Source organism: Pseudoxanthomonas japonensis, from assembly GCF_010093445.1.
GTDB classification, from domain to species: Bacteria; Pseudomonadota; Gammaproteobacteria; order Xanthomonadales; family Xanthomonadaceae; genus Pseudoxanthomonas_A; species Pseudoxanthomonas_A japonensis.
In genome coordinates, this window is sequence record NZ_PDWW01000027.1 from 28,259 (window position 1) to 39,877 (window position 11,619).

11 protein-coding genes are annotated in these 11,619 nt (G+C 57.8%); 4 read left to right on the plus strand and 7 right to left on the minus strand.

Features of this window, described 5'->3' with window-relative positions; all coding sequences use genetic code 11:
* Positions 1–21 precede the first annotated feature (21 nt).
* From CSC78_RS15785 to CSC78_RS15805, 6 genes are all read right to left on the minus strand, one after another.
* On the minus strand, positions 22–894 hold the full coding sequence (locus CSC78_RS15785; RefSeq protein ID WP_162338820.1) for a DUF3553 domain-containing protein: 873 nt from the start codon (positions 892–894) through the stop codon (positions 22–24).
* A 78-nt stretch (positions 895–972) separates the two neighbouring features.
* On the minus strand, positions 973–1,770 hold the full coding sequence (locus tag CSC78_RS15790; RefSeq protein ID WP_162338821.1) for a hypothetical protein: 798 nt from the start codon (positions 1,768–1,770) through the stop codon (positions 973–975).
* 733 nt (positions 1,771–2,503) lie between these two features.
* Positions 2,504–2,983: a BPSL0761 family protein gene (locus CSC78_RS19235; RefSeq protein WP_338015139.1), complete on the minus strand. Its 480-nt coding sequence runs from the start codon at positions 2,981–2,983 to the stop codon at positions 2,504–2,506.
* Positions 2,883–3,740 (minus strand): hypothetical protein, encoded by an 858-nt coding sequence (locus CSC78_RS15795; protein ID WP_162338822.1) that lies wholly within the window; start codon positions 3,738–3,740, stop codon positions 2,883–2,885. Before CSC78_RS15795 ends, CSC78_RS19235 begins: the two co-directional genes overlap by 101 nt.
* A gap of 117 nt (positions 3,741–3,857) precedes the next feature.
* A complete protein-coding gene (locus CSC78_RS15800) occupies positions 3,858–5,168 on the minus strand; it encodes an Arm DNA-binding domain-containing protein (RefSeq protein ID WP_162338823.1) in 1,311 nt (436 codons plus the stop codon).
* The gene (locus CSC78_RS15805) at positions 5,161–5,397 is read right to left on the minus strand and encodes a hypothetical protein (RefSeq protein ID WP_056881497.1); all 237 of its coding nucleotides are present in this window, start codon (positions 5,395–5,397) and stop codon (positions 5,161–5,163) included. The genes CSC78_RS15800 and CSC78_RS15805 overlap by 8 nt, the downstream gene beginning before the upstream one ends.
* A gap of 125 nt (positions 5,398–5,522) precedes the next feature.
* Here CSC78_RS15805 and CSC78_RS15810 point away from each other — a divergent pair, with 125 nt between their 5' ends.
* A complete protein-coding gene (locus CSC78_RS15810) occupies positions 5,523–5,774 on the plus strand; it encodes a helix-turn-helix domain-containing protein (RefSeq protein ID WP_056881498.1) in 252 nt (83 codons plus the stop codon).
* Between the two features lie 79 nt (positions 5,775–5,853).
* On the opposite strand, the gene CSC78_RS15815 is transcribed toward CSC78_RS15810, so the two are convergent.
* Positions 5,854–6,327, minus strand: coding sequence for a very short patch repair endonuclease (locus tag CSC78_RS15815; protein ID WP_238391313.1), 474 nt, complete (start codon positions 6,325–6,327; stop codon positions 5,854–5,856).
* A 30-nt stretch (positions 6,328–6,357) separates the two neighbouring features.
* Between CSC78_RS15815 and CSC78_RS15820 the strand changes: the two genes are divergently transcribed.
* From CSC78_RS15820 to CSC78_RS15830, 3 genes are all read left to right on the plus strand, one after another.
* Entirely contained in the window at positions 6,358–7,956 is a 1,599-nt protein-coding gene (locus CSC78_RS15820) for a DNA cytosine methyltransferase (RefSeq protein WP_202924195.1), read from the plus strand.
* A 77-nt stretch (positions 7,957–8,033) separates the two neighbouring features.
* Positions 8,034–10,112 carry a sigma-70 family RNA polymerase sigma factor gene (locus tag CSC78_RS15825; RefSeq protein ID WP_162338825.1) on the plus strand — a complete coding sequence of 693 codons (2,079 nt, stop codon included), beginning with the start codon at positions 8,034–8,036 and terminating at the stop codon, positions 10,110–10,112.
* The gene (locus tag CSC78_RS15830) at positions 10,109–11,614 is read left to right on the plus strand and encodes an ATP-binding protein (protein ID WP_202924196.1); all 1,506 of its coding nucleotides are present in this window, start codon (positions 10,109–10,111) and stop codon (positions 11,612–11,614) included. Before CSC78_RS15825 ends, CSC78_RS15830 begins: the two co-directional genes overlap by 4 nt.
* The last annotated feature ends 5 nt before the right edge of the window (positions 11,615–11,619 follow it).

Below are 11,619 nucleotides of genomic sequence, written 5' to 3' on the forward strand. Positions count from 1 at the left end.
GTCGCCGCAGTGGCTGCCAAACTACTCCCCGTCGGCATAAGTACCGGGCGCTATGCACCACATGAAGGACTGGACATCAATCATGTCTCGCGGCTCTAGCTCCGCTAGAGCGTCAAAAAGATAGCGGGAGAAGCCAAGTACAGAGTGATAGGTTCGCCAGTTGAGCTGGGGCGTGTAATTCAACTCGAACCCACATAGCTCAGCCGCGAACTGTGTAATCGTTGGCTTGACGAACATGTACCGATCGGGGTGAAGGAAGAACGGGAAGTAGGTGGCTGTTGTCCACTTACCAGCACCGATGCCATCCAACACCTTGGCGAACCCAGAGAACCGGCTCTCAAAAGAGTTGTCTCCGTGCAAAAGCCCATGAAGAGCCAGCGAGAAAAGACTGCGTCCCGCTTCACTCTTCAGGCCGTCGCGGAGGGAGATCTTCTCGCCAGGGTAGATCAGATTCGTGGAATTGATGAGCTTGAGGGCGCGTCGAACCACCTCAGCGTGATCACCTGCCGCCAGGAGTGCGTCGAATGGCTCCTTGCCGAGAAGGTCAGAGGCTTGCCTGTTGGCCTTGTCCTTATAGTCCCGCTCATGTCTTGCGAATCGCTCCCCCCGAAATCCTTCGGGGAACTGCGCCAGGAAGATCTGGATAGACTCCGGCAGACTCTTATAGCGGATGGCACTGGCGGACTTTGAGATCCTCAGGTTGTCCAAGACGGGATGTACCGCTTCACTTCCTGAGACGCGAAGCGGCGTGACATGCTTCAACGAAAGCTTCTTCTCGCCGGCACCGACGAAGAAGATCCGCACGTGATCCTCGCCGCCTTCCTCGAGTACTTCACCGACACCCCAAGTCGGCATCCCCGGGTGGACCACGCGCTCACCTTTCAGATATTTCATCCAGTTCCCCTCTTTCGTTGGCCAATCTCGCTTGTATGTTGAGTAGCTGGAGCTTCTTCGCGGTTCAGCCCAAGGAGTTCATAGAGCGTCCCCCAGAGATTGGAGCGACTCCTCGTACCTAAGCAGAAGTCCCTGGAGCACGTAGGCCGAGCCGGCGGCGGTCATGAATCTGCCGGTTGTCTCAAACTCCTCGTACAGATGAAGCGGTCGCGGGTGCATGGTCCCGTTTACAACTGAACCTGCAAAGGCATGCGTTTCCTGAGCCACGAAGAGCGCCAACTCGGCGGTGGCGTAGGTAAGTGCCCCTAAGGAAAGGAAGTTGAGTTGGCCGGGGTCAGAAAGTGCTGGTGAGAAAGCACTGAACAACGATGAGTTGCGACCTCCATGCGTGCTCTCGGAGAACATCTTCTTGGCCTCCCGATGACGCTCTACCAGTACACGTGCCCGATCTTCTGGAACTCCGCACGCAAGAAGATACTGGGTCATCTTGTCGTACACCTTGCCGTAGCCGATGTGTTTGTTCCAGAAGTCGTTCGTATCATGTGTGCTCGCAAAGGCGCGGCATGTGTCTGCGCTCAATGCCAATGCCATCGCGATCTCGATGTCCTCGACAAAAGTCCGTGCCAGAACCCGCGCCGTCATGTCTTGTCCGATGGCCAGAAGCTCCCTGATCGAGACGATGTCTCTCTTGAGCTTGGAGACCATGACGGCGTAACCCATAAGCTCGCTACTCAAGGGGAACTGATACAAGAACCGTTCGAACTGCACGAAGAACTGGACGCTTTCGTCCAGCAGGATGAACCAGGGTTGCAGCTTCTCGTCGATCTTCTTTGATAGCCGAGATCGTAGGTCTAAAAGCTCCTTGGCGATATCCATGCGGCCATAGTCCGCAGGAATGACAGCAGCGAGTTGTAGCCGGTCCGCTTCTGTGACCAGATCACTGACAACTGATGGCTCAATTCTCATTCGGTTCCCCTTCCCCAAGAGGATGGTGGGTGACGCTTCTCGGCAGATACTAGTGCACGTTCGTCTGGCTCGCGAGTTCCATCCGGTAATAGCCACTAGGCCGGCGTAACCGCTTGAAGTAAGGCTTGTACGCGCGATTCACAGCTAACCCGTAGCTCCTGCTATGAGGTTCAGAGCGTAGGCGTGAACCGCGGCGGTCCTCCCCTGAGACACGTACTGCTCAGCGGTAGCGCCTCCCAGTTCTGTCAATGGAGCATGGCGAAACCAGGTAACGGCGCGCTCGATGTCCAAGTCACTGAACTCAGTAAGTACGGCTATGACGCTAGCGGCGTTGCGCATGTAGTTCTGCAGTGGCTCTGACTCCGGAGCATGCGAGATGGCATCTGGCTGCACGTGTGCCAGATCAGCGAGCGTCTCCAAGTCGACATGGAACCGTTTGGCGAATAGTCTCGGAGAAATGGTTCTTTTCTCGCATAGTCCCGCTAGGAAATTGCTTGATGGCTTATGCGGAGCGGATGTCATTGCCTGTGTACCTTTGAACGAAATTCTCGGTGATGTTGCTCGACCCGCAGGTGTGTTCAGTATGTCCGGTCGTCTTGTCCATTCGGTTTCCGTGCCATTGCATAGCTGCCTGTTCTTTTATTTATGGGCCGTCAGGCCAGCTGAGCCTCGTGGAGTGTCTCAATGGTTCGAAGTCCCAGTCACTCTGTTCGGGGAGTGCTTGGTCCGGTGAGGCCAACTGAATGCTGAGGACAGACTCGCGAATCGACTCCGCCAGCCAGGTGACGTCTTCCACAGTAGGGAAGTGTCTAGCGATCGTTGCGGCCCTTCGCCTGATGTAAACGGGAAGTGCTTCGTCACGCGCAATGTCGACAAGGAAACTCCCTGCCCACAACAACGCTCGGGTCCTTTCATCTGGCATGGTCATGAGATGGCCTCGAAATAGTCGGGTTAGAGCATGGCTTTGGCCGATATCAGGTAGTGAGACCGCGACTGCACCGATGTCTGGCGGCACGATGGTGTCAAGCAGACCCGGAAGCCCGACGGCGCCGGAAGGCGTCCAAGGAGATAAGGTTGCTCGGGCCATTAGGCTCTTGTCCGTCCAATCCTCCCCAGTGGGCATCAAGCCAGCTTGTATCAGCCAGATGATTGACATGCTCCAGGGTGGAAAGGGCCAGCGGGCTGAGGGAGAGGCGGTACTCGTGCTCCATCAGTTCCCTAAGAACGTCCGCATCCTCTGGATACCCTTGGGCAAGATGCGACATGGATCCATCGATTTGCCTGAGCAGGTGCAAGGCATGCTCGCCATCTGACCATTGCTCCGGCGGCCAAGCCTGCCCTGCGTTTCGAAGCAGGGCGAACGTCATCCCCACGGCGCGCTGGAAGGATGACAACCCCACACCCCACTGGACCAGTTCGGCATTGATGATGGCTTTCTCCGCCAAGGAGCAGGGTTCGCCGTCGGCCTCAAGCGCCGCGCTCCAGTAGTTGTAGAACAGCGGCCGCAGGGCAAAGACGTCATGCAGAAGTTGTTGCAAGCCCGGGTGACGGATCTGATCCACCAGTGAGCGGAAACGTGCAACCAGTTTCGCGGTGCCTGCGACTTCGGGGATGAGGTCGATGACCTGCAAGGCTGGCTGCCACTGGATCCGGTCAATGACAGAGGTCAATCCCACTGGCTGGCCAAAGGGCTGGATACTCACGGTGCCAGTCAGTACTGAATCCGTGTTGGCTGCATTGAAGTGATGCCAGGTCCACGCGGCGAGCTCGCCGTCCGGATGGATCACGCGCACCGATTGGAGGCCATCGCCGCTGATCAGGCCTGGTTCGAGAACGGCATCGAAGGTAACGGGGTGGGTGATCAGGGGTTGCTTGTTCATTGGTCTTCCTTGGATGAGTGGCTTATGACTGGGCTTTGGGGCGCAGGAGGGCTTTGTCCGACGCAAACACGTTGGACCGGTCGAACTCGGTGGGTGAACAACTTGTTGAGGGTGCCGTTACTGCTGTTGCAGCTGGGCGACCAAGGCTTCGAGCTGTTTGCGTGTCAGCACAGACAAAGGAGTAGCCGTGCCATGCGGGGCATCCTTCGTCCGGGCAGCGCTACTGGTCGGCATGGAAGAGGCGGTGACCAGCCCCGTGAAGGCCTTGCCGTCGTTGCGGGTGAGGTTGGGCACGTATCGCGAGTAGACCCGGAACAACATTTCCGTATTGGCGTGGCCCAAGGTTCGGGCCACCCATTCCGGGTTCTCGCCTGAAGCCAACATCAGCGTGGCTGCCGTATGGCGGGTCTGATAGGGCCTACGGGGCACCAAGCCTAGATGGCGGAGCAGGGGGTGCCAGACCCGGTTGGTGAAGTTGACCAGATTGATCGGATCACCGTTGCGCTGTGCAAAGACCCAGCGGCAGTCCTCGGAAACCAGCTTCTGCTGTTCCAGCAAGGCGTTCCGCACCAAGGGAACCATCGGGATGTCCCGCATTGAGCCATCGGTCTTGGTGTTCTCCAGCTTCCCTTTGACGATCGACTGGCGGATCAGGATCAGATCCTGCTCAAAGTCGATGTGCTTCCACTCCAGGGCATTGATCTCGCCTGTCCGCATTCCCGTAAAGAAGCGGGTAGCCAGGTACGGATGCCAGTCTTTGCGGACAGTGCCGAGCGCACGGTGGACCTCATCCAGCGAAAGCGGCTGGATGTCGAGCTTGGGCAGGCGCAGCGGCTTGATGTTCCGGAACGGGGTGAGGAACTCATAGCGCTCGGAGGCCTCGGCCATCAACATCCGCAGGGGCGTCATGATGTGATTGATCCTCGAGGGAGACAGGGCGCCGCCGCCTTTGCCGGTTTGCTTGCCCAATTCGGCCCGGAAGGCCAGCAAATCTGCCCGCGTGATTTCAGCCAGCGGCTTCTCACCCAGCTTGGGAAGGATGTGCTGATGCAGGGTCCCTTCAACCGTGTCGGCATGGGTTTGGCGCCAGCGCGGCAGGTTCTCTTGGTACCAGGTCCCGGCGAACTGCCCCAGCGTCGGTGTGGAGGGACCCCTATCCGGCGAGGCATGGCTGCGTGTCGCCACCGCCGTCGGAGTGGCCTGCATGTCGCCGTCAAACTGGCTGGCGCGAGGACTGTCTGGGAAGAACGCTCGGTAATCGAACGTTCCTTTGGCCATCTCGCGCTTGATGCGATTGGCGAAAGTTTCCAAGGTTCGACGGTTGGCTGGTGTGTCCTTCAGGGCGGTCTGCTCTTTGCACCGTTTGCCGCGGAACGAAAAGTCCAAGTAGAGGTTGTTGGTCTCAGGGCGCAAGCGAACCTTAGCCATGTGCCACGCCGCCATTTGCCATTGGGATCAGCGGGGTGTGGGCCGAGGAGGCAGTGTGAATGTCGCGCTCGATGGCCTCCCAGACGAAAAGGAGCTTCCGCCCGCCGAAGGGACGGATGTAGTGGATGCCCTCCAGCAGGACGCTATCTTTGAGGCGGTTGCGGATGGTTCGAACGTCGTAGTGGATGCGTTCCGACAACTGTTCAGTGGTAAGGTAAGTACTGCTCATCAATGCTCTCCTATGCAGATATCCGCTATCACGTGATAGTCAAAATCATCATGAGATGACGATACTAGCTATCGGATGACGAAAAGCAAGATCGTTTGATTATTTTAATAATCGGTATTCAGTCAATGTTAAGATTCAAGTTGCGGGAGCGGATAGCCGACCTCGAGTTCCGAGAGCGGAAGCGAGTCCAACTGCAGGAGATCGCAACCGCCACCGGCTTGAATCGGATGACGCTTTCAAAGCTCGTCAACCAGCATGGAGCAAATGTCCAAACGGACGTGCTCGACAAGCTATGTGCCTATTTCGGATGCCGGATCGAGGATCTGGTCGAGCATGTCCCGGACGAGTTGCAGGGACACTCGGATATCGTCCAGTGAGACGTGTATGGCCTAGGGTCTTGGCCGCGCGGGTGGACGCTGACAGGGGGCGGACATGAGTCTTGGGGCCAGCATCTGCTCAGATGCGGGGAAGAGGGAGTTGGCGACTTCGAACTTTCTGATCAAGTCCCTCGATCTGGATGTTTCCCTTGCCTCGCCCAGCCCATGCGGCGAGCTTGCGGCCGACGGCGTCAGGGTCGCTGCGGACAGCACATTCCCATACGACCGCAACGCGCCAACCGACATCGATCAAGGCGGAAATTGCCGTCTCGTCCCGTTCCTGATTGCGTCGCAGTTTCTCGTCCCAGAAGTCGGGGCGGGTTTTGGGAAGGCGAAAGTAGGGGCAGCCCGCGTGGCAATGCCAGAAGCAGCCATGCACAAACACGACCGTTTTCCATTTAGGCAAAACCAGATCGGGTTTGCCTGGCAGTTCCTTGTCATGCAATCGATATCTGAAGCCGGCTCGCCAGAGCTGCTTCCGCACCCGCAATTCCGGGCCGGTGTCCTTGCCCCGGATACGTGACATCAATGCGGAGCGCTTGTCAGCGCTCATCACGTCAACCATATCGTCAGAGTCCAGATCTTGTCCGCAGCACGTAAACGCAAACGCAGCACCATCGGTGTAATCGACATCTTCGCAGGCCCCGGCGGGTTGGGCGAGGGGTTCAGCGGCTTCGAAACCGTTCCCGGCTCCGGCATGCACCCGTTCGAACTTGCCGTTTCTGCCGAGATGGAGGCATCTGCCCATTCAACCTTGCGTCTGCGCGCGTTCTATCGACTGCTGGTTCGGCAGGAGGGAAGCGTGCCTCGAGACTACTTTGCCTACCTTGAAAAGGTAGCTAAGGGTGAAGCATTGCCGCCCTCCGTCCACTTCGGGGAGGGGAAATGGAAGCCGCTTTGGGATCAGGCCGAAGAGGAGGCCTTGAACCTGACACTGGGTGTGGAAAAAGACAATCGCGCCCTTCTTGATCGGATCGAGGCGGTGAAGGATGAGTTCGAGGAAATGATTCTGATCGGGGGCCCCCCATGCCAGGCGTATTCGCTTGTGGGGCGTTCCCGGCAGAAAAAAGTGAAAGGCTTCAGGAGCAAGGGCACAACGAAGCACTTCCTCTACAAGCAGTATCTCGACATCCTTGCGGAGTATTCGCCCGCCGTCTTCATCATGGAAAACGTCAAGGGCATCCTGACATCGAAAGTCGGGAACAATGAGATGTTCGCGGCCATCATGCGGGATCTGGCCGACCCATCCGCGGCGTTGTCTGGGTCCTCCCGACCAGGCAAGAAGGACAAGCGATACGTTCTTCTGCCCATCCACCTGGATGAAGCGCAGAAGCGAACCACCGAACTGGTAGCGGACAACCCTGCCGCCTTCATCATCCGCTGCGAAAACCATGGCATTCCACAGGCAAGGCATCGGGTGATCATCATGGGGATCCGCGAGGATCTGATGCATCCGGGCGTCGCTACGGTGCCGGGGCTGCCTGTATCTGACAGCGAGATCCCGATCGAAAAAGCGTTGGCAGGCCTGCCGAAACTACGGAGCGGATTGAGTCGACAGCAGGACGATCCGGAGCTGTGGAAATGGGCTATGGAGTCCGAGCGGGATTGGGTGCTAAAGGTTCTTGGGACGAGCATGCCGAATGTCTCTGGGCGGCTCAAGAAGCTGAAGCCATCCCACGGGTTGCCGCGCAGCTCCATCAGATACAGCGAAGGGACGAGTTGCTTTACGGAGAAGCTGCGGAACTCCGACCAGACGGTGGTTCTAAACCATGAAACTAGGGGCCACATGCAGTCGGATCTGGGCCGCTACATGTTCTGCGCGGCCTTCGCCAAGGAGCACAAGCGCTCGCCCTCCAGCGAGGAATTCCCGAAGCGGCTGGCCCCGGATCACAAGAATTGGGAATCCGGCGCATTCGCCGATCGCTTCCGAGTGCAGAGGCAGGAGCGACCTTCAAATACCGTGACCAGCCATCTTTCCAAGGATGGTCACGCCTTCATTCATTGGGATCCAAAGCAATGTCGCAGCCTCACTGTTCGTGAAGCTGCACGTTTGCAAACCTTCCCGGACGACTATCTGTTCATGGGAAACCGGACCCAGCAATACATCCAGGTCGGAAATGCAGTTCCGCCAATGCTGGCGCGTGAAATTGCACAAGTGGTCTGGTCGATCATTAAAAAGTAAGGGGCATTCCGGGGGGATAACCAGATGAATGAAGGACCTGAGCACCTCCAAGGTATCGGTGCGGTGTAGTTTCCAAGATGGACGGAAGCACGAACCATCCACCGCTCAAGCCGCTTCTGCGCCTTGCCATTTCGCAAGGCAACGCGGAGTTGGTGCGAACGTACTTGGAAAACGGCGGCAGTGCGGAGGCTCGCGATCAGCGTGGGCGATCGCCATTGATGCTCGCTGCGACGAAGGGCAATCTGAAGCTGTGTCGCCTTCTCTTGGAATACGGAGCAGATCCAAAGAGCACGGACGATGATGGGATTGATGCGATAAGAATCGCGAGGGCTGCTGGCCAAATTGAAGTGGCCGAGTATTTGATGGAGTGCAGCGCCCCAGATTTTCCATCAGTGCCGTCCCCCGAAACAACGAGCGCGGACCCGCCGGACGGCGTGGAGTGGGCGTGGGAGGAAGAACAGGAAGTCAGCTCACCTGAAGACGACACGGCCCTCCGGATTGCCATTTCCGAGGTCGAAATGGAATTGGCCGCGCATCGCATCTTCGATGCCTATGAAGACTGGTCGGATCTCGAAGTTGATCTGCCGGACGTCCAGGATCTCACGGCAAGACGCACTCTGTTCGACGGGGATGGAAGGAATCACCTAGCAGGTATTTTGGTGGATGGTCGCGATTACGGTTGCGTGAGGATTTCCCGCATACGCGAACTCGCACATGAAATGGAAGGATCGCGTGACGGGGAGCTTGCTGCACGACTCGAGCAAGTGGCCGGTGAACTTGGATTTGTCATCTCCGACGATGATTCGGAGTGGATGACGGAAGCTGAAGTTGAAGAGCTGTCGGAACCCGATGAAGAGCTCCTTACTGACGTGGAGGCATACCTGCTTGAGCTGGCCTCTCGTGGAAACGATCCCGCGTTCCATTTGAGCAAGACGTTGGGGCGGTCTGAATTGCTGGACCGGGAGGGGGAACAACGTATTGGAAGGCTGATCGAGCTGTCTGTCGGAGATGCGTGCCGCGCGATCGCGAATAGCGAATCAGCAACAGACGTTCTCTTGGCCATTCGGGAGGAGCTGCTCTCAGGTAGGTTGCAGGTGGGCACGGTCAGCCGGATCGGCGAGCAGGAGCAGGAAGAAGGGGATGGCAATGGCGCAGCGCCACAGGAGGCGACACCCATTGATCAGGACGATGGCCCGGAAACTGGAGCGAATACCGGGGTAGCGAAATTCAATGGACTTCTCGACGAAGTGCAACAAATTAGTCAGCGAAGGAATCCCGCTTCCGATCGTGGCCGCGCAGACAACCGTCTCGTCGGAGCGGTTCTGGATCTCAAGCTCACCATCGCCGGCATCCGATGGGTCCACTCGAGATTGGCGAGTCTAGGCAACGAATGCCCGCCGTTGGCGGCTGCGATTGCAAAACTCGACGTACTCAGAACGGAAATGGTCGAAGCCAACCTGCGGCTCGTCGTTTCCATCGCAAAGAAGTACAGCTGGTCAGCCCTGTCCAGAATGGATCTCATCCAGGAAGGAAATCTTGGGCTCCTTCGTTCTGTCGAGAAATTCGATTGTTCCCGGGGAACAAAATTCTCCACCTACGCGACGTGGTGGATTCGACAGGCAGTCACGCGAGCGGTTGCGGACAAGGCCAGAACCATTCGGGTTCCGGTGCACATGCTGGAAAAGGTAGCCAAGCTGGATGCCGTGGCGCGAAGCATGGGGCTTGATACCGCCTCTGAGTTGCCTTTGGACGTCCTTGCAAGGAAATCCGCCATGCCGATGGCGGAAGTTGGCAAGGCCCTGGGCGTAGTTCGAGAGCCAGAGAGCAGCGACGAATCAGAAGCGATCCGAGAGGCGGTCGAAGCGGTTCAAGACGAGATGGTGGGGCCGGAAGAATACGCGACCGCGCAGAACCTTATAGAGGTCATGCGGCTGTGTGTCTCGGCATTGCCTGAAAGGATGGCGGCTGTGATCAGCCATCGGTTCGGCCTGATCGATGGCCAACAAATGACGCTCGAAGAGGTGGGTCAGATGTTTGATTTGACGCGCGAAAGAATCAGGCAGATCGAAAACAAGGCGCTCGTGAAACTTCGGAATCCCTCATACGCTCGCCAGCTGCGTACGTTCTGGGCCGACGATGACGATGAAGAGGCATGAGCATGCTCAAGACCAGGAGTGCTCCACCGCGAGCCGACGGCACGATCGAAGCATTGAGAGGACTCGGCTATACGACGGAGACGGCGCTCGCCGATCTGATCGATAACAGCATCACAGCGGGCGCCACAAAGGTTGAGATCACATTCCACTGGGCAGGAAGCGACAGTTGGGTGACGATTTGCGATGACGGCCGGGGAATGTCCGACCCCGAGTTGGATAGGGCCATGAGATTGGCCGAAATGAATCCACTTCGAGCCCGGGATCCAGCGGATCTTGGCCGGTTCGGCATGGGCTTGAAGACGGCATCTTTCTCGCAATGCCGCCGGCTTACGGTAGCGAGCCGCAAGAATGGTGAGGTGAGCTGCCTGCGTTGGGATCTGGACTTCTTGGCCAACGATGACGAAGGTGGTTGGTTTCTGCTGGAAGGGCCACACGAGGGTTCAAGTGCAAAGCTTCATTCCCTGGAAGGGCTTGAAAATGGAACCGTGGTTCTATGGGAAGTTCTCGACAGAATCGTATCTGTAGGCTTCAGGGAGCGAGATTTCCTGGATCTCATAGACCGGGTAGAGCGTCACCTGGCCATGGTGTTCCATAGATTTCTTGATCGTAGCGGACCTTCAATCGATCTCCGTATCAACGGACAGAGAGTCAGCGCATGGGATCCGTTTCTGTCATGGCATTCGGCAACTTGGCGGTCACCGGAAGTCCCAATCGGCGCGTCCGACTGGCGCGTCTATGCTCAGGCGTTTGTGCTTCCCCACAAGGACAGGCTGAGCGAAAAGGAATATGAGAACGCCGGAGGCCCCGAGGGTTGGTCATCGCAGCAAGGGCTGTATATCTACCGAGGCCGGAGGTTGCTGGTTGCGGGTAGCTGGCTTGGCTTGGGCCGCGGCAGATCGTGGTCGAAAGACGAATCCCACCGGCTGGCACGTATTCGCATTGATATCCCGAATAGCACCGATTCCGACTGGAAGATCGACATACGGAAGTCTACGGCGCACCCACCCGTACGGATCCGTGAACAGCTGACAAGGCTGGCCGAAGACGTCCGCGATAGGGCGCGCAGGGTATTTCTTCACCGCGCCCAAGCGAATACGTCCTTGGTGCGGGGCGAGCAAGTGGCGCCGGTATGGGTTTCGGAGAATCTGGCTTCCGGTCGCCGGTATCGAGTTGATCGTTCGCATCCAGTAGTTCGGTCCCTCCTGGAAGAGGGTGGGGATATAGCAAGAAGAGCGGAAGCGTTGCTCCGTGTGCTCGAGGAAACCATTCCGGTGCAGCGGATCTGGCTGGACACCGCCGAGACCGGTGAGCAGCCAAAAGGGGGCTTTACCGCGGAACCGGATTCGTCGGTTCTGGAAGTGTTGAGCGTCCTGTATCGGAACCTTGTCCTCCGTAAAGGTATGGCGCCGGCGATGGCGCGTCGACAACTGTTGGTGACCGAGCCCTTTGACTTGCATCCCGACTTGGTAATGGGCCTGCCCGACAATGTCGCCGCCGACTGACTGCG